This is a genomic window from Aeromicrobium sp. HA (genome assembly GCF_027171405.1).
Taxonomy (GTDB): domain Bacteria; phylum Actinomycetota; class Actinomycetes; order Propionibacteriales; family Nocardioidaceae; genus Aeromicrobium; species Aeromicrobium tamlense.
Window position 1 is genome coordinate 3,438,367 of sequence record NZ_CP114372.1, and the last position, 17,175, is coordinate 3,455,541.

Consider the following 17,175-nt stretch of genomic DNA (forward strand, 5'->3'; position numbering starts at 1 on the left):
GGGACACGCGAAAGGGGGCCGACCCAGCCGGGTCGGCCCCCTTCACGTGGTGCTGGATCAGCCCAGGGCGAAGCAGGGCTCGGTGTAGTCGTAGCCCTCGGCCGTCGGGCCGGCCTGCATCTCCTGCTCGATCGAGACGCCGGTGGGCGCCTCCTTGTCGACCTTCGAGATCACGCTCTGACGCCAGGCGACGTCGTTCGGCTCGCCGGTCTGGTTGAACGCCTCGTCGGGAAGCATGCCCTCGTAGTCGACGCTGTCGAGCTCGGTGGCCGCCTTGACGACGTTCTCGCGGGTGATGCCGCCGTCCATGTCGGCCGCCGACTTCAGCGCGGCCAGCAGCGGGTACTCCCACACCCAGCCGGCCGTGTAGCCGTCGCTGGGCGAGTCGACGTCGGCGAGCGCGTCACGCATGGCCGCGTGACCGTCCGACTCGGTGCCCCACGGACCCCACGGCCCCGCCTGGAAGTACATCGCCTCGAGCGCCGGAGCGGCCTCGGTCTGCAGCAGCGCCGGGTTCCACGTGGGGCTCGAGCCCACGACGGTGCCCTTCCAGCCCTGAGCGGCCGCGCCACCGAGGATCGTGGCCATCTCGGCCGGACCCGTGGTGATGTAGAGCATCGACGGCTTCTCCTTCAGCACCGCCGCGACGGCACCGGCCTGGTTGTCCTGGCCCGTGGCGGTCTCGATGGCCTTGAAGTCGAGGTTGTTGGCCTTCGCGGCCGCCTCGACGCCCGCGGCCGCGTCTCCGCCGTAGTCGTTCGGGTAGTGGATCGCCAGGACCTTGCCCTTGACGCCCCGGTTGGCCACGGCCCAGTCGACGCCGTTCATGGCCTCGAAGCAGTAGTTCGCACCGGACTGGAGGATCTGGTCCTCGAAGTCCCACGCCGAGTTCCACGAGGCCGGGACGCCGATGACGTTGTCTGCCTTCATGTCCTCGAGGATCGCCAAGGTCTGGGAGGAGCCCAGGGTCTGGCCGAGCGCCAGGATGTCGTTGCGCATCTCCTGGTACTTCTTGTTGTGGATCTCGGGGTTGTACTCGGCGTCCGCGACGTACTTGTCGATGTTGACGTCGAAGCCACCGACGCCGCCGTCCTGGTTGACCTTGTCCCAGAACGCCTTCTGCGCCTCGGTGATCGGCACGGCGAGCGGAGCGAACGGGCCCTTGGTGAGGTCGGAGATCGCACCCAGGTAGATGCAGCCGTTGTCCTCGTTCACGGCGTCGGGACACGCCTCCTCGGTGATGCCGGGGCCCGACGCACTGTCATCGTCCCCGCCGCCGCGGCAGCCCGTCAGCACGAGGGCCGCCACCGCCGCACCGGCGACCACGCGGGCCAACTTGCGGTGTTGCTTCATTGTTTTCCTCCTGGGTGGTTCGACGGTGCGGACGCACCGCCACGGCCTCGCGGCCGGGGTCTAGTAGGAGAAGGGCCAGCCCTTCCAGTAGTTGCGGATTCGGGTCCAGATCCCGAAGAGTCCGCGCGGCTCGAAGATCAGGAAGCCCATGATCAGCAGGCCGTAGAGGATCGCCTCGAGCTGGAACACGGTCAGCAGCTCGCCGGGCACGTAGTGCGCGATGAACTGGCTGATCCGCGGCAGCAGCGCGATGAACAGCGCGCCCATGATCGATCCGCTGATAGTGGCGACGCCGCCGATCAGCACCATGGCGAGGTACTGGATCGACAGCAGCAGGCTGAACGCGCCGGGCTCGAACACGCCGATCACGGCGTAGTAGAGGGCACCGGTGACGCCGGCGAAGAACGACGACATCGCGAACGCCATGACCTTGTACTTCGTGAGGTCGACGCCGATGACGGCGGCGGCCACGTCGCGGTCGCGGACGGCGCCGAAGGCGCGGCCCACGCCCGAGCGGGCGATGTTGCGGCCCAGGATCGCGAAGACGATGAGGAACACCAGCCCGAGGAAGAACTGGGCCTGTCCGCGCGAGAGGCCGGAGATGGGCTCCATGGACGCGAAGTCGATGCCGAACAGCTCGAGCTCGGCGCCGCGGCGGCCCACGCCGGGACCACCGGTGATGTTCCGCGCCTCGCGGAAGATGTGGTCGCCCAGGAACACCAGTCCGAGGGTGACGATCGCGAGGTAGAGACCGCGCAGTCGCACCGCGAGCGGTCCGACCAGCAGGCCCGCGACCGCGGCGACGACGCCGGCGGCCGGCAGCCAGATCCACATCGGCAGGCCGTAGCCGAGCAGCGCCCCGTCGGGGTCACCGCCGAGCACCGCACCGGTGTAGGCGCCGACGCCGATGAAGAAGGCGTGACCCAGCGAGACCTGGCCGGCGTAGCCGGTGACCAGGTTGAGGCCGATCGCGCCGACGGCGGAGATCATGCCGAGGGTCAGGACCTGCAGCAGGTCGTCGGTGAGCAGGAAAGGCACCACGAACGAGGCGATCACCAGAGCGACGACACTGCGGCGCTTGGCCGGGGTGTTCGCCAGGGTGAGGTCCTGGTCGTAGCTGGTCCGCAGCAGGGGGCGGCCCCGGAGTCCGGTGGCCTTGCGAGCGTGCTTCGAGGGCGTCGAGCGCAGCATCGTGGTCATACCCGCTCCACCTCCTTCGTGCCGAAGAGTCCGTACGGTCTGACGAGCAGCACCACGAACATGAGGGCGTAGGGCGCCACGAGGGCGAAGTTGTTGCCGAGCCACGGCGCGACGTCGGGCTGGTAGACGGCGGTGACCGACTCGACCACCCCCACGGCCAGACCGCCGATGACGGCGCCGGGGATGCTGTCGAGGCCGCCGATGATGATGGCCGGCAGCGCCTTCAGCGCGATGATCCAGGTGTTCTGCTCCAGGCCGGCGCCGGTCGCGGCGACGAAGGTGCCCGCGATGGCGGCGAGGCCGCCCGCGATCGCCCAGGCGAGGGCGAAGATCGCGCCCACCCGGATGCCCTGCGCGAGCGCCGTCTCCTGGCTGAGCGCGGTGGCGCGCATCGCCAGGCCGGTCTTGGCGTACCGGAAGAACAGCGCCAACGCGATGACGGTGACGGTGGTGACGGCGATCAGGCCGAGCCGCTGGTGCGAGATCGACAGGCCCCAGAACTCGTAGCGCTCGCTGCCGCCCGGGTAGGGCACCGACCGCGGGTCGGGGCCCATGTACCGGTTGGCGAAGATGCGCAGCACGATGTCGACGCCGATCGTGATGATCGCCAGCGTGAACACCGGCTTGCCCACCATGGGGCGCAGCGCGAGCCGCTCGACCAGCATGCCCAGCAGCGCGCCGAGGATGACGGCGACGACGAGCGCGGGCCAGAAGCCCAGGCCCCACTCGCTCGTCGCGTGGTAGGCGAAGAGTCCGCCGCACACCATGAGCGCCGGCTGGGCGAAGCTGATGACGTGGGTGGCCTTGTAGATCATCACGTAGCCCAGGGCCAGCAGCGCGTAGATGGAGCCCTGCGCCAGGCCGTTCAGCAGCGATTGCAAGAAGGTGGTCATGCCTTCACCTCCTGGCTCGAGTCGGAGTAGAGGCCTTCGATCGCCTCGGCGAACCGCTCGTTGATGGCCGAGCGCTTGATCTTCTGGGTGGCGGTCAGCTCGCCCTCCTCGTGATCGAGCTCCTTCGGCAGCATCGCGAAGCGCTTGATGGTCTCGACGCTGGCGAACTTGCGGTTGGTCTCGTCGACGATGGACTGCACGAGTGCGATGACCTCGGGCTTCTGCGACAGGTCGCGGTAGGTGGTGAAGCCGAGCTTGCGCTCCTGGGCCCAGTTGCCCACGGTGTCGAGCTCGATGCCGATGAGGGCCGTCAGGTACTTGCGGCGGTCGCCGATGACGATGGCCTCCTTGATGTACGGGGAGGACTTCAGGCTGTTCTCGATCTCGCTGGGGCTGATGTTCTTGCCGCCTGCGGTGATGATGATGTCCTTGATCCGGTCCGTGATCTTGATGTGCGAGCCGTCGACCCACTCGCCGACGTCGCCGGTGTGCAACCAGCCGTCGGCGTCGATCGTGCGCGCCGTGGCCTCCGGGTTGTTCCAGTAGCCGACGAACGTGCCGCGGTGGCGGGTGAGGATCTCGCCGGTCTCGTCGTCGATCCGCACCTCGGCGCCCACCTGGGGCTCGCCGACGGTGCCGACCTTGACGCGTCCGGCCATGTTGGCCGTGGCGATCGCCGAGTTCTCGGTCATGCCGTAGACCTCGTGCATCGGGATGCCGATGCCCATGAAGAACTCGAGCACCTCCGGCGCGATCGGCGCGGCGCCCGAGGCCGCGTAGCGGACCTTGGCCAGGCCGAGTCGCTCGCGCAACGGGCGGTAGAGGCACAGCCAGCCGAGCGCGTAGACCGCCTTGGTGGAGGCCGTGTGGTTGCCCTGGTTCTCCACGAGGGTGCGGCCGATCCACTCGGCGCGCTTCATCCAGAACTCGAAGTTCTTGCGCTTGAACCACGACGCGCCACTCATGCGGATGTGCACGCCGGCCGCGATCTTCTCCCAGATGCGCGGCACGCCGAACAGCAGCGTGGGCTGCACCTCGCGCAGCGCCTGCTGCACCGTCTCGATCGACTCGGCGAAGTTCACCTGCGAGCCGACGGCGGCGTTGAACCACGTGGTGAACACGCGCTCGGCCACGTGGCACAGCGGCAGGTAGGACACGACGAGGTCGCGGTCGCTGGCCGGCGGGTCGACGAACGCGCCGCCGCTCTGCAGCGTCTCGATGACGAACTCGACGTTGTCCATCGAGAGCATCGCGCCCTTGGGCGGACCCGTGGTGCCCGATGTGTAGACGAGCGTGGCGAGGTCCTCGGGGCGGGCGGCCTCGAGCCGCTCGGTGACCGCGTTCGGGTGGTCGGTGCGGTGCTGCTCGCCGAGCGCGAGGAACGCGTCCCACGACATGAGCCGCTCGTCGGTGTAGCGGTCGTGGATGCCGCGCGGGTCGATGTAGACGACCGTGCGCAGATCCGGCAGCTCGTCGGCGATCTCGAGGTACTTGTCGACCTGCTCCTGGTCCTCGGCGATGAGGACGCACGAGCCGGAGTCGCGCAGGACGTGCAGCACCTCGGGCGCCGGGTTGGTCGGGTAGAGCCCCACCGTGCCGGCACGGACGGCGGTGATGCCGATGTCGGAGAACAGCCACTCGCAGCGGTTCTCGCTGTGGACGGCGACGCGGTCGCCGACCTCGACGCCGAGGGCGAGCAGCGCGTGACCGACGAGGGAGGAGCGCTCCCAGTAGTCGGCCCACGTGATCTCGTCCCACAGGCCGTAGTTCTTCTCGCGCATCGCGATGCGGTCGGGTGTCTCCTGGGCGCGCGTGCGGATGCGCTGCGGCAGCGTGGTCATGCCAGTTCCCCCTGCACCTCGGCCAGCGTGGCGTCGTCGACCGGGCCGAGGTAGGCGCGGATGACGTCGGGATGCGACTGGACCTCGTGTGGCGTGCCCGTGGCCACCGGCTTGCCGAAGTCCATCGCCATGACCCGGTCGGCCAGGTCCATCACGAGTCCCATGTCGTGCTCGACGAGGATCATCGGGATGTGCAGCTCGTTGCGGATGTCGAGGATGAACCGGGCCATGTCCTCGGTCTCCTCGCCGTTCATGCCGGCCACCGGCTCGTCGAGCAGCAGCAGCTTCGGCTCCATCGCGAGCGCGCGACCGAGCTCGATCCGCTTCTGGATGCCGTAGGGCAGCATCCCGACCGGCAGCTGGCGGTAGCCCTCGATCTCGAGGAAGTCGATGATCTCCTCCACCCGGCGGCGGTTGGCGACCTCGGCGCGCTTGGCCTTGCCGAGCCAGGCCACCGCGGCGGGCCAGCCGTAGCCCAGGTGGGCGTGGCGGCCGAGCATGAGGTTGTCGACGACGTCGAGGTTCTCGAAGAGCTCGATGTTCTGGAACGTGCGGGCCATGCCGAGGTTCGCGATGCGGTGCGGGCGCATGCCGCGGATGTCGGCGCCGGCGAACTCGACCGAGCCCTGCTGCGGACGGTAGACCCCCGACAGGACGTTGAAGATCGAGGTCTTTCCGGCGCCGTTCGGGCCGATCACGGCGAACAGCTCGTTGTCGAAGACGTCGAAGTCGACGCCCTGCAGGGCCTTGACCCCGCTGAACGACAGGTTGACGTCTCGGACACTCACGACTGGTTGTGACAAGGGAACCCTCCGGGACGGGACGGTGTGGGAAGGGGGACGTGGGGGGACGCAGGGGTCACGACAGCCAACGCTTCCTGCGCTTGTAGTGCTTGACGTCGCGGTAGCTCGTGGCCATGTCGCCGCGGCCGAGGTAGAAGTCGCGGATGTCCTCGTCGTCGAGCAGCTCGGCGGCGGGCTTGTCCATCACGATCTTCCCGTGCTCCATCACGTAGCCGTGCTGGGCGATCGAGAGCGCCATCGTGGCGTTCTGCTCCACCAGCAGCACGGTGGTGCCGCGCTCGTTGATCTGGACGACGATGTCCTTGATCTGCGAGACGATGCGGGGCGCCAGGCCCAGGCTCGGCTCGTCGAGCAGCAGGATCTCGGGCTGGGCGACGAGAGCGCGACCCATGGCGAGCATCTGCTGCTCGCCGCCGGAGAGGTAGCCCGCGGTCTTCTTGCGGCGCTCCTTCAGCACGGGGAAGAGCTCGTAGACCTCCTCGATGCCCTCGGCGAGGCTGCCGCGACGGGTGTGGCCGCCGACGCGCAGGTTCTCCTCCACCGTGAACTCGCCGAACACGCGGCGACCCTCGAGCACCTGGCCGAGGCCGGCGGCGACGATCTTGGGCGCGTCGGCCGACTGGATCGGGGTGTCGCGCAGGGTGATCTCACCCTTGGTGATCTCGCCGTCGTGGATGTCCAGCAGGCCCGATAGCGCGCGCAGCAATGTCGTCTTGCCGGCGCCGTTGGCACCCAGCAGGGCCACGATCTGACCCTGCGGCACCGTCAGGCTCACGCCGCGCAGGACCAGGATGACGTCGTTGTAGACGACCTCCAGGTTCTTGACCGTCAGCAAACCTTCACTCCCTCGATTCGTTCGGCAGCCCCTCAAATGAAGGTGACGACATCCTCACATACGTTGTGAGTCAAGTCACTACCTATCTACACTCGGTGTGTCGAAAGTCGTGCGGGAAGATCCCTGCACGACCATGGAGCGGTGGGAGCAATGGAATATCGGCAGACCGACGGACGGATGCAGCGCAGCGAGCGCACCCGTGCGTTGATCGTGCAGGCGCACGTCGACCTGCTGCGCGAGGGCGTCCTCAAGCCCACGGCCGCGCAGATCTCCGAGCGCGCGGGCGTGTCGCGGCGCACGCTGTGGACCAACTTCCACGACATGGAGAACCTCCTCGGCAGCACCGTGGCGCACTGGTTCCGTCTCGATGACGAGCTGCGGGCCGAGATCGATCCGTCCGCGCCCTTGGAGGAGCGGATCGACCGGTTCTGCGCCGAGCGCCAGCGCCGGCTGGTCAACATCGCGCCCGCCGCGCGGGCCGCCGTGCTGGGCGAGCCCGAGTACGAGGCGCTGCGTGCGAGCCGTCAGGGGCACATCGCCCGGGTGCGCGCCGACATCGAACGGGCCTTCGCCACCGAGCTCGCCCGCGCCGACGACCCCGTGCAGCTCGTGGACTCGCTCACGGTCGCCGTCAGCTGGAACGCCTGGTCGCTGCTCTTCGACGACCACGGCTACTCCGCCGAGCGCTGCCGTCGGGTGATGGAGCGCGCCGTGCGCGCCCTGCTGGCCTCGGTCTGACGGTTTCCCCGGTTAACCGGGGAAACCGTCACTTCACGAGGTTCGCGAACCACGTGAAGTGACAGGAAACCTCGTTCAGTCAGCCCCGGGCGCCGAGGGCGGCAGCGCCGATGATGCCCGCGTTGTTGCGGTGCGTCGCCGGGACGATCGGGGTGCGCAGGTTGAGCAGCGGCAGGAACTTCTCGCTGTTCTTGCTGACGCCTCCGCCCACGACGAACAGGTCGGGCGACAGGATCTTCTCGAGGTGGCTGAAGTAGACCTGCAGGCGCTCGGCCCACTCCTCCCACGTGAGGTCCTCGCGCTCGCGGGCGCTCGTGGCGCACCACTTCTCCGCGTTCGGGTGCCCCGCGACCTCGAGGTGGCCGAACTCGGTGTTCGGCACCAGCGTGCCGGCGTTGATGAGCGCCGAGCCGATGCCGGTGCCGAGGGTGATCACGCAGACCAGGCCGTGCTCCTCGAGGGCTGCGCCGTGGTCGTTCTCGGCGACGCCCGCGGCGTCGGCGTCGTTGACCACGTGCACGTTGCGCCCCAGCACCTCGGTGAAGAGCGCGTCGACGTCGGTGTCGATCCACGAGGGGTCGATGTTGGCGGCAGACCGGGCCACGCCACGCTGCACGACGGCCGGGATGGCAACGCCGATCTGCGGCACGTCGGCCGCGTCGGGGAAGTGGTCGACGATCTGCGCCGCGACCTCGGCGACGGCGCGCGGGGTGGCGGGCTTGGGTGTGGGGATGCGGAACCGCTCACCCACGAGGGTGCCCTGGTCGAGGTCGACCGGTGCTCCCTTCGTGCCCGTGCCGCCGATGTCGATCCCGAACCCCATGGCCATGCCAGAACCCTAGCGGCGCGAGGTCGCTCGGCGACGCTTCCGGGTGTCGCGGCGTCCGCTCAGTCCTCGAAGTAGTAGTTCGTGGTGCCCAGGACGAGGCCCGTCGTGGCCGACGGACGGTTGAGCGCGTCGTGCAGCAGGCCGATGCGGTGACGCTCGATCTTGCGGTTGGCGAACCGCAGCTCGATGCGGCCCTTGCTGATGATCCGGTAGGTGCCGCGCTGGTCGGGCGGGAACGAGGCCCACGACGAGCCGAGGCCCGGCCACGAGCCGATCGACACGCTGCTGCGGACGAACCGACCGGCGCGGTCGAGGGTGAGGTTCGTCGTGGTCGACGTGCAGGAGATGAGGCAGTTGCCGCTCCAGTCGCGGTTCGTCAGGCTCGCGCCGATGCGGGCGCCCTTGCGCGGGAAGGTCGCGGGCTCGTAGGAGCGCCGCTCGTCCTTGCGGTTGGCGCGGTACGTGAAGCCGTAGGTGTTCACCTTGAACTTCTGGCCGCCGATGCGCGCGATGCCCTTCTTGGCGTTGTAGGAGTACTTCTTGCAGGTCCTCGTGGTCTTGCGGCACTTCGGCACGACGCCGTTCCTGACCTCGCCGACGTACGCCCAGCGCTTGTTGAGGAACCAGACGGTCTGGGTGTCCCAGCCTCGGCTGTCGGACAGCGAGGTGGTGGCGAAGCCCCAGAAGTACCGGCCGCTGAGGCTCTTGTACGTGCGCGGCTTGGGTGCCACGCCGACCTTGTAGGCCTTGGTGGCCCGGGCGCCGCTCGCCGTGGCGGTGAAGCGCAGGTTGCGGGTCTTCGCGCCCTTCGCGACGCGCACCTTGAACGTCACGCCGTACTTCGTGGAGCGGGCGCCGATCGTGCCCAGGCTGCGGCTGCGCGGCGAGATCTTCAGACCGGCCCCGCTCGCGACGATCCGGGTGTTCGCGGCCGCGGCGCGGCCGGAGTTGTTGACCTCGAGCCGCACGCGGACCCACTTGCCCTTCTGGGCGGCCTTGACCGGGTGACCGCCGGCGATCGAGAGTCGCGGCGTCCAGCGGGTCACGAGACTCTCGGCGTAGAACGCCTGGGTGACCGTGCTGGCGCCATCGGTGACGTAGACGTAGGCGCAGTCGTACTCAGCGGTGCGGAACGTCGAGAGTGCCTGCGAGGTGAGGGTGAGGACGGAGCCCGAGCGCGAGCGGCTCACCGCGAACTTCGCGCCGTCCTCGAGGAACTGCCCGTCCGTCTCCGAGGTTCTCGCTGCGCCGCCGATGGCGGCCCGGCGGACGCAGCTCGACCCGCTGAGCTCGCCGAAGTAGACCAGCACCGCCGCGTTGGCCGCGGGGGTGCCGCGGAAGGTCACGGTCGCCTTGAGTCGCTGCGCGGCGAGGTCCTGGACCACGTCGGTGCGCACCACGGTGCCGTCGTTCGGCGAGGGCAGCGGGGCGGCGATCCGGGCGGAGCGGTTGATGGCGCCCTGGGAGTAGTCCGTGCTCGAGGAGGCTGGCGTGCGAGCGGCCTTGCTGGCCTCACCGGGAGCCGCGGCAGCGGACCGCGGTGCCCCGCCGAGGTCGACCGGGCCGGGATCCGCGACGGCGCCCGTGGCCGTGGTGGACAGCAGGCTCACCGCCAACGCGACGGCTCCGGTGGTCGCCAGCGACCGTCGAACGAGCAGGTGGCGGCGTGCGGACATGGAGAGGCTCCCCCGAGATCGCGGACAATGGGGGTCATCCTCGCGGCGTCCGCTCGTGGGTGTCAACGCCCGGCCTTACGCTGAGCGCATGGCTGGAGGACTTGTCGCCCTGCTCGACGACGTGGCTGCGCTCGCCCGACTCGCGGCGGCGTCGGTCGACGACGTCGCTGCGGCGGCCGGCAAGGCGAGCGCGAAGGCGGCCGGTGTCGTCGTCGACGACGCGGCCGTGACGCCCCGGTACGTGCACGGCGTCGACCCGAAGCGCGAGCTCAGCATCATCGGCCGGATCGCCAAGGGCTCGCTGCGCAACAAGCTGCTCTTCATCCTTCCCGGACTGCTGCTGCTCAGCCAGTTCTTGCCGTGGGTGCTGACCCCGCTGCTCATGGTCGGTGGCGCCTACCTGTGCTTCGAGGGCGCCGAGAAGATCTGGCACGTGCTGCACCCGCACCACGAGAAGAAGGAGGAGCCCTCCAGTGCGCAGGGCCCCGAGGCCGAGCAGCACGTGGTCTCCGGCGCGATCCGCACCGACTTCATCCTCTCGACCGAGATCATGGTCATCTCGCTCAACGAGGTCGCGGACGAGCCCTTCCTCTCGCGGGCCGTGATCCTGGTGCTCGTGGCGCTGGGCATCACCGCGCTGGTCTACGGCGTCGTGGCGCTGATCGTGCGGATGGACGACGTGGGCGTCAGCCTCGCCGCCCGCACCTCCACGCTCGCCCAGCGCACCGGCACCCTACTCGTCAAGGCGATGCCCAAGGTCCTCTCGGCGCTCGCGGTGATCGGCATCGCGGCGATGCTGTGGGTCGGCGGGCACATCATCCTCGTCGGCACCGACGACCTCGGCTGGCACACGATCTACGGCTGGGTGCACGACCTCGAGCACTGGATCGCCGACGTCATGCCCTTCGCGGACGGCGCCTTCGAGTGGGTCGCCAACACCGCGGCCTCCGCCGTCCTCGGCCTGCTGATCGGCGCCGTGGTGGTGCTGCTGGTCAACGGCGTCAAGCGCCTTCGCCGCGGCAAGGCCTCCGCGGCGCACTGAGCGGGAGTCTCAGGACTCCACGGCGAGCGCGGTGGCGAAGCCGAGCATGACCGCGCCCGTCGAGCCGTCCACCACGCGGCGGAACGTGGGCCGCACCAGCTTGTTGGCCGCGGCGTTCGCGATCTCGATCACGACGAGCAGCACGACGGCGCCCACCGCGACCAGGGTCAGGGCGTAGGCCAGCAGCGCCGGTAGCCCCTGGCCCGGGCTGACGAACTGCGGCAGCACGGCCAGGTTGAACGCCAGCACCTTCGGGTTGGTGATGTTGCAGACGAAGCCCTGACGGAAGGCGGCGCGCGCGCTCACGCTCGGGCCGGACTGACCGACGGCCCACACGCTGGAGTCGCGACGCAGCGCCGAGCGCAGGGCCGTGAAGCCCAGCCACGTCAGGTACGCCACGCCCGCCCAGCGGATCGCCTGGAACACCGGCTCGGCGTGCGCGATGACCGCGCCCAGGCCCGAGGCGGCGAGGATGCCCTGCACCGCGCAGGCCAGCGTGATGCCGGCGGCGGTGAACAGGCCGCGGCGGCGGCCGCCGACCACGGAGGCGCGCAGGGTCAGGAAGGTGTCCGGTCCCGGGGCGACCGCCAGCAGCGTCGCGAACAGCAGGAAGGACAGGTAGGTCGTCACGACCGCATGCTACGGCCGCCCGAGACGAGAGACGCACCGGATCCCGAAGGATCCGGTGCGTCGCTCACTACAGGGGGTGAGGCTGGCTCAGCGCTCCTCGGTGCCCTCGATGAAGGCCTCGAGACGGGCGCGGCCCTCCTCGTCGGGACGCTGCTCCGGCGGCGACTTCATCAGGTAGGACGAGGCCGAGAGCAGGGCGCCCGAGACGCCACGGTCCTTGGCGATCTTCGCCGCGCGGATGGCGTCGATGATGATGCCGGCCGAGTTCGGCGAGTCCCAGACCTCGAGCTTGTACTCCAGGTTCAGGGGCGCGTCGCCGAACGCGCGGCCCTCGAGGCGCACGTAGGCCCACTTGCGGTCGTCGAGCCACGCCACGTAGTCCGAGGGACCGATGTGGACGTTCTTGTCGTCGACCTTTCCGGCCAGCGAGCCGTGCAGGTTGGACGTGACGGCCTGCGTCTTCGACACCTTCTTGGACTCCAGGCGCTCGCGCTCGAGCATGTTCTTGAAGTCCATGTTGCCGCCGACGTTCAGCTGGTACGTGCGGTCCAGGGCGACGCCCCGGTCCTCGAACAGCTTCGCCATGACGCGGTGCGTGATGGTGGCGCCGACCTGGCTCTTGATGTCGTCGCCGATGATCGGGACGCCGGCGTCCTCGAACTTCTTGGCCCACTCGGGGTCGGACGCGATGAACACGGGCAGGGCGTTGACGAACGCGACCTTCGCGTCGATGGCGCACTGCGCGTAGAACTTGTCGGCCTCCTCCGAGCCCACGGGCAGGTACGAGACCAGCACGTCGGCCTGGGTGTCCTTGAGGACCTGGACGACGTCGACGGCCTCGGCGTCGGACTCCTCGATGGTCTGGCGGTAGTACTTGCCCAGGCCGTCGAGCGTCGGACCACGCTGCACGGTCACGCCGAGCGGCGGGACGTCGGTGATCTTGATGGTGTTGTTCTCGCTGGCCTGCGTGGCCTCGGACAGGTCGAAGCCGACCTTCTTGGCGTCGACGTCGAACGCGGCGACGAACTCCACGTCACCGACGTGGTACGGGCCGAACGAGACGTGCATGAGCCCGGGGACGGTGCCCTCCGGGTCGGCGTCCTTGTAGAACTCGACGCCCTGGATCAGGGACGTGGCGCAGTTTCCAACGCCGACGATGGCCACGCGGACCTTGTTCTCCGAACTCATGGAGACCTCACTTTTCCTTGTCTGTCGTACTGGTTTCTTCCTGCTCCGTGAACGCGTCGGCGCGCTCACGGTCGATCAACTCGGTCAACCAGTTGATCTCGCGCTCCACGGACTCGAGGCCGTGTCGCTGGAGTTCTCGGGTGTAGGCGTCCATCCGCTCGCGGCGCTGGACCGCGGCCGAACGGACGTTCTCGAGGCGTTCCTCGAGGCGGGACCGACGTCCCTCGAGGATGCGAACCCGGGTGGGGGAGCTGGTGCGGGCGAACAGGGCGAACCGCACCCCGAAGTTCTCGTCGTCCCACGCCGACGGGCCGCCGTCCTCGAGCAGGGAGGTGAAGTACTCCTTGCCCTCGGCGGTGAGCCGGTAGACGATCCGCGGACGCTTGCCGCGAGGCGACGTCTCGCTGTCGGCGGCGATGAAGCCGCCGCGGGTGAGCTGCTTGAGGCAGGGGTAGAGCGTGCCGTAGGACAGCAGCCGGGTCCAGCCCAGCAGGCCGTTGACGTGCTTGCGCAGCTCGTAGCCGTGCATGGGCGAGTCGGCGAGCAGGCCGAGGACGGCCAGCTCCAGAGCTGCTCCGCGTCGTGCCATGTGTCGCCCCCTTCCCCGCACGGTTCCATTCGATGCCACGAATGGCTATATCGGTACGATACATCGAGTCGGGCGAATATCGAGACCCCGGCCCGGCCGGTCATTCGTTTCTCAGGAATCTCCGTCAGACTGGCTCGTTGGTAGTCGTCCTCCGAAAGGAACCGATTCGTGGCGTCAACTCGCACGAAGCAGAAGAAAGGACCGCTCTCGCGGTTCGCCCGCAGGATCGGCGGCACCGGGTCGTGGCCCGTGCGCGTCCTGCGGTGGTTGCTGTTCCTCGGTGTGATCGGATTCGTCCTCGGCGCGCTCGCCGTGGCGATCCTGTACGCCACCACGAAGATCCCCGACCCCAACGCGGACTTCCAGACCGAGACGACGAACGTCTACTACTCCGACGGCAAGACGAAGCTCGGCAGCTTCGCGACCCAGAACCGCGAGAGCCTCGACTTCGACGAGATCCCCGAGGTCATGCGCGACGCCGTCGTGGCCGCCGAGGACCGCACGTTCTGGGAGAACCAGGGCATCGACGTCAAGGGCATCGTCCGCGCCGCGCGCAACAACGCCACGAGCGGCCAGATCACCGGCGGCGGCTCCACGATCACGCAGCAGTACGTGAAGATCCTGTACCTGAACCAGGAGCGCTCGTACACGCGCAAGATCAAGGAGGCCATCCTCTCGGTCAAGATCCACAACCAGCTGACCAAGTCCGAGATCCTCGAGGGCTACCTCAACACGATCTACTACGGCAACGGCTCGTACGGGGTCGAGGTCGCGTCGCGCACCTACTTCGGCAAGCCGGCCGCGAAGCTCAACGTCGGGCAGGCCGCGTTCCTGGCCACCGTCATCAACAACCCCTCGTACTTCGACCCGTACGCCGAGGGCGCCGCCGACCGTGTGCTGCCGCGCTACAACTACGTGCTCGACGGCATGGTCAAGCAGGGCTCGATCACCGCCGAGCAGGCCGCCGCGCACAAGGGCAAGTTCCCCAAGTTCAAGAAGCAGCGCGCCAACCAGCGGTTCGAGGGTCCGAAGGGTCACGTGCTCGACCTGGTCCGCAAGCAGATGCGCACCGAGGGCTTCCTCGACTCCGAGATCGAGGGCGGCGGCCTGCGGGTCGTCACCACGATCGACAAGGACATGCAGGACGACGCCGTGGCCGCCGTCAAGGAGGTTCGTCCCGACGGCCTCGACGAGCTCAACACCGCGCTCGTCTCGGTGGAGCCGGGCACCGGCGCGGTCCGCTCGCTGTACGGCGGCCCCGACTACCTGAAGAACCAGCTGAACTGGGCCACGCTCGGCACGCAGCCGGGTTCGACGTTCAAGGTGTTCGCGGTGGTCGCGGCGCTGGAGAACGGCTACAGCCTGCAGACCAGCCTGAACGGCAACGCGCCGCTGCGGATCGGCGACGCCGAGATCCAGAACCAGGGTGATTCCGGCGGTCGCTCGTACGGCCAGATCAACCTCGAGCGCGCCACCGAGTTCTCGGTGAACACCGCGTTCGTCGACCTGACCGACCAGATGGAGGACGGTCCGGAGAAGATCATCGAGGCCGCCCGCGAGGCCGGCATCCCCGAGTCCACGATCGACCGCATCGAGCCCGTCATCGGCGTCTCGCTGGGCTACGCCCCGGTGTCGCCGATCGACATGGCCAACGCGTACGCGACGCTCGCGGCCGACGGCAAGCGCGCCGACTGGTTCGTCATCGACCGGGTGAACGATGCGCGCGGCACCCGGGTCTTCGAGCACAAGGTCGCCACCACACAGGCGATCGACGAGGACGTCGCGGCCGACACGCTCGCGGCGATGCAGACCGTGGTCCGCAGCGGCTCCGGCGTCCAGGCCCGGACGTTCTGCCCCACGGCTGGCAAGACCGGAACGGCCACGGCCACCGACGGCGACGGCGACAACGAGCGCGTCTCGTCCTCGTGGTTCGTCGGCGCGACGCCGAAGATGGCCACGGCCGTCATGTACAACCGCGGCAAGGGCAACGAGGAGCTCGAGGGCTACCTCAACCCGTTCTTCGGCGGCACGTACCCGGCGCAGACGTTCCGCGCGTACATGAACAGCGCGCTCGAGGGATCGGAGTGCGGCTCGTTCCCGGCGCGCGCGAACATCAAGGGCGAGAAGGGCACGAAGATCTTCAACCAGGCTCCGAAGAAGAAGGAGCCGGAGAAGAAGAAGACCGAGCCCACGAAGCGTCCGACCACGCCGGCGCCCAAGCCGACGACGCCGGCGCCCACCACCCCGGCGCCGACGACGCCGCCGCCGGTCACGACGCCTCCGCCGTCGCCGGATCCGACCGAGCCGTCGATCCCGGCGCCCGGCGACGGAGCCGGTCAGGACTGAGCCGGGGCCCGCTCACCCCTCGGGGTGGGCGGGCCTCTCAGATCTCGCGGACGGTGTCGAAGCTGGCGATCGTGTAGCGCACCTGCGCCGGCACTGTGTCGCCGACGGCGGGCAGCTTCGCGCCCTCGGGCAGCAGCACCATGCTGGCCTGCATGTGCGGGGGCTCGGCGAACCAGCGCAGCTTGCCGTCGATCGTGAACGGCGAGAGGGCGAGCCCGGCGGCCGCGAGGCCTCCCTTGGCGGCGGCCTTGCCGCGACCCGCGACCCCGGCGACCGCGCGCGGCGCCTCGAGGCCGATGCCGTGGCTGGTGCCGCCGGCGATCACGAGCACGTGGCCGGCGCGGGGCACGCGGCCCTGGCGGTAGCCGATCCGCTCGCCGCGCTGCACGGTGTGCACGTCCATCACGGTGGCGCGCACGGCGAGGGTGTCCAGCCGGCCCAGCCACAGCTGCGTGCCCACGCGGGGGCGCAGCGTGAGGTTCGGACGCTCGCCGCGCAGCTGCTCGAGCTCGGTGAAGGTCAGGTGCGAGCAGAAGACCGTGGTGGTCTCGAGGGCCGACGCCTCCAGGACGGCGCACCACAGGCGAGCCTCGTCGAGGTTGCCGCCGGTCATCGGCAGGTGCATCGCGAAGCCCTCGACCGTGAGGCCGGCCTCCGCGATCGCGCGGGCGGCCTCGGCGAGGTGGTGGCGGTCGAAGCCGTGGCGTGCCATCGACGTCTCGATCTCGACGACCACGCGCGCACCGGGCTGCTGCTGGGCGAGGGCGGGGATGTCCGCGAGGCGGCCGAGCGTGTGCACGAGCCGGGGGTCGGCCACGCGCGGCAGGAACGGGCGCCACGGCGTCAGCACCTGCACGTCGCCGAGGAACGAGCCGAGCAGCTCGTGGGCCTCCTCGTAGGTGCCGACGGCGATCAGGTCGGCGCCGAGCCGGCTCGCCTCGTGCGCGAGTCGCTGGCGCCCGAGGCCGTAGCCGTTGCCCTTGACGACCGGCACGAGCCCCGGCAGGGCGGCGTGGGTCGCGGCCAGGTGGGCCCGCCAGTCGGCGGCACGGATCTCGAGGTCGAACGCCATGGCTCCATCATTCCGGACCGCTCCCGAGGTCCCGCCTCCGGCGGGCGAGATGTGTAGCGGTATCCACCCTTTCTCAGGCGGATCGGCCGAAAAACGGTGGTTACCGCTACAGATCTGGCGCGGGCGGGCCCGCGTGCCGT

Annotated in this window: 15 protein-coding genes; 3 read left to right on the forward strand and 12 right to left on the reverse strand. The window is 69.3% G+C overall.

Annotation, left to right across the window (positions count from 1 at the left end; all coding sequences use genetic code 11):
* Positions 1-57: 57 nt before the first annotated feature.
* From O3S82_RS17060 to O3S82_RS17085, 6 genes are all read right to left on the reverse strand, one after another.
* The gene (locus tag O3S82_RS17060; RefSeq protein WP_179427346.1) at positions 58-1,353 is read right to left on the reverse strand and encodes an ABC transporter substrate-binding protein; all 1,296 of its coding nucleotides are present in this window, start codon (positions 1,351-1,353) and stop codon (positions 58-60) included.
* Between the two features lie 60 nt (positions 1,354-1,413).
* Positions 1,414-2,553 carry a branched-chain amino acid ABC transporter permease gene (locus O3S82_RS17065; protein ID WP_223302983.1) on the reverse strand — a complete coding sequence of 380 codons (1,140 nt, stop codon included), beginning with the start codon at positions 2,551-2,553 and terminating at the stop codon, positions 1,414-1,416.
* On the reverse strand, positions 2,550-3,446 hold the full coding sequence (locus tag O3S82_RS17070) for a branched-chain amino acid ABC transporter permease (protein WP_179427344.1): 897 nt from the start codon (positions 3,444-3,446) through the stop codon (positions 2,550-2,552). Before O3S82_RS17070 ends, O3S82_RS17065 begins: the two co-directional genes overlap by 4 nt.
* A complete protein-coding gene (locus O3S82_RS17075; RefSeq protein WP_179427342.1) occupies positions 3,443-5,287 on the reverse strand; it encodes an AMP-dependent synthetase/ligase in 1,845 nt (614 codons plus the stop codon). Before O3S82_RS17075 ends, O3S82_RS17070 begins: the two co-directional genes overlap by 4 nt.
* Positions 5,284-6,075: an ABC transporter ATP-binding protein gene (locus O3S82_RS17080; RefSeq protein WP_269304473.1), complete on the reverse strand. Its 792-nt coding sequence runs from the start codon at positions 6,073-6,075 to the stop codon at positions 5,284-5,286. Before O3S82_RS17080 ends, O3S82_RS17075 begins: the two co-directional genes overlap by 4 nt.
* Positions 6,076-6,145: 70 nt before the next feature.
* Entirely contained in the window at positions 6,146-6,925 is a 780-nt protein-coding gene (locus tag O3S82_RS17085) for an ABC transporter ATP-binding protein (protein ID WP_179427337.1), read from the reverse strand.
* A gap of 150 nt (positions 6,926-7,075) precedes the next feature.
* Here O3S82_RS17085 and O3S82_RS17090 point away from each other — a divergent pair, with 150 nt between their 5' ends.
* Positions 7,076-7,663 (forward strand): TetR/AcrR family transcriptional regulator, encoded by a 588-nt coding sequence (locus O3S82_RS17090; RefSeq protein WP_179427335.1) that lies wholly within the window; start codon positions 7,076-7,078, stop codon positions 7,661-7,663.
* A gap of 79 nt (positions 7,664-7,742) precedes the next feature.
* On the opposite strand, the gene ppgK is transcribed toward O3S82_RS17090, so the two are convergent.
* Both ppgK and O3S82_RS17100 read right to left on the reverse strand, forming a co-directional pair.
* On the reverse strand, positions 7,743-8,492 hold the full coding sequence (ppgK, locus tag O3S82_RS17095) for a polyphosphate--glucose phosphotransferase (RefSeq protein ID WP_179427333.1): 750 nt from the start codon (positions 8,490-8,492) through the stop codon (positions 7,743-7,745).
* 59 nt (positions 8,493-8,551) lie between these two features.
* Positions 8,552-10,168, reverse strand: a complete 1,617-nt coding sequence (locus tag O3S82_RS17100) for a hypothetical protein (protein WP_269304478.1) — start codon at positions 10,166-10,168, stop codon at positions 8,552-8,554.
* A gap of 88 nt (positions 10,169-10,256) precedes the next feature.
* Here O3S82_RS17100 and O3S82_RS17105 point away from each other — a divergent pair, with 88 nt between their 5' ends.
* Positions 10,257-11,210 carry a DUF808 domain-containing protein gene (locus O3S82_RS17105; RefSeq protein ID WP_269304479.1) on the forward strand — a complete coding sequence of 318 codons (954 nt, stop codon included), beginning with the start codon at positions 10,257-10,259 and terminating at the stop codon, positions 11,208-11,210.
* A gap of 9 nt (positions 11,211-11,219) precedes the next feature.
* Here O3S82_RS17105 and O3S82_RS17110 read toward each other — a convergent pair whose 3' ends face one another.
* From O3S82_RS17110 to O3S82_RS17120, 3 genes are all read right to left on the reverse strand, one after another.
* A complete protein-coding gene (locus O3S82_RS17110) occupies positions 11,220-11,840 on the reverse strand; it encodes a LysE family translocator (RefSeq protein ID WP_179427327.1) in 621 nt (206 codons plus the stop codon).
* An 87-nt stretch (positions 11,841-11,927) separates the two neighbouring features.
* On the reverse strand, positions 11,928-13,028 hold the full coding sequence (locus O3S82_RS17115; protein WP_179427324.1) for an inositol-3-phosphate synthase: 1,101 nt from the start codon (positions 13,026-13,028) through the stop codon (positions 11,928-11,930).
* A 7-nt stretch (positions 13,029-13,035) separates the two neighbouring features.
* Positions 13,036-13,617 carry a PadR family transcriptional regulator gene (locus tag O3S82_RS17120; protein ID WP_179427322.1) on the reverse strand — a complete coding sequence of 194 codons (582 nt, stop codon included), beginning with the start codon at positions 13,615-13,617 and terminating at the stop codon, positions 13,036-13,038.
* 168 nt (positions 13,618-13,785) lie between these two features.
* On the opposite strand from O3S82_RS17120, the gene O3S82_RS17125 reads away from it, so the two are divergent.
* A complete protein-coding gene (locus tag O3S82_RS17125; protein ID WP_179427320.1) occupies positions 13,786-15,963 on the forward strand; it encodes a transglycosylase domain-containing protein in 2,178 nt (725 codons plus the stop codon).
* A 37-nt stretch (positions 15,964-16,000) separates the two neighbouring features.
* On the opposite strand, the gene O3S82_RS17130 is transcribed toward O3S82_RS17125, so the two are convergent.
* On the reverse strand, positions 16,001-17,035 hold the full coding sequence (locus O3S82_RS17130; RefSeq protein ID WP_269304482.1) for an alanine racemase: 1,035 nt from the start codon (positions 17,033-17,035) through the stop codon (positions 16,001-16,003).
* Positions 17,036-17,175 lie beyond the last annotated feature (140 nt).

Bases quoted from the DNA above. Each gene is read 5' to 3' on its own strand.
- O3S82_RS17105 (WP_269304479.1), top strand. From the start codon at position 10,257: ATGGCTGGAGGACTTGTCGCCCTGCTCGACGACGTGGCTGCGCTCGCC.
- O3S82_RS17060 (WP_179427346.1), bottom strand. From the start codon at position 1,353: ATGAAGCAACACCGCAAGTTGGCCCGCGTGGTCGCCGGTGCGGCGGTG.
- O3S82_RS17120 (WP_179427322.1), bottom strand. From the start codon at position 13,617: ATGGCACGACGCGGAGCAGCTCTGGAGCTGGCCGTCCTCGGCCTGCTC.
- ppgK (WP_179427333.1), bottom strand. From the start codon at position 8,492: ATGGCCATGGGGTTCGGGATCGACATCGGCGGCACGGGCACGAAGGGA.
- O3S82_RS17090 (WP_179427335.1), top strand. From the start codon at position 7,076: ATGGAATATCGGCAGACCGACGGACGGATGCAGCGCAGCGAGCGCACC.
- O3S82_RS17070 (WP_179427344.1), bottom strand. From the start codon at position 3,446: ATGACCACCTTCTTGCAATCGCTGCTGAACGGCCTGGCGCAGGGCTCC.
- O3S82_RS17100 (WP_269304478.1), bottom strand. From the start codon at position 10,168: ATGTCCGCACGCCGCCACCTGCTCGTTCGACGGTCGCTGGCGACCACC.
- O3S82_RS17115 (WP_179427324.1), bottom strand. From the start codon at position 13,028: ATGAGTTCGGAGAACAAGGTCCGCGTGGCCATCGTCGGCGTTGGAAAC.
- O3S82_RS17065 (WP_223302983.1), bottom strand. From the start codon at position 2,553: ATGACCACGATGCTGCGCTCGACGCCCTCGAAGCACGCTCGCAAGGCC.
- O3S82_RS17130 (WP_269304482.1), bottom strand. From the start codon at position 17,035: ATGGCGTTCGACCTCGAGATCCGTGCCGCCGACTGGCGGGCCCACCTG.
- O3S82_RS17075 (WP_179427342.1), bottom strand. From the start codon at position 5,287: ATGACCACGCTGCCGCAGCGCATCCGCACGCGCGCCCAGGAGACACCC.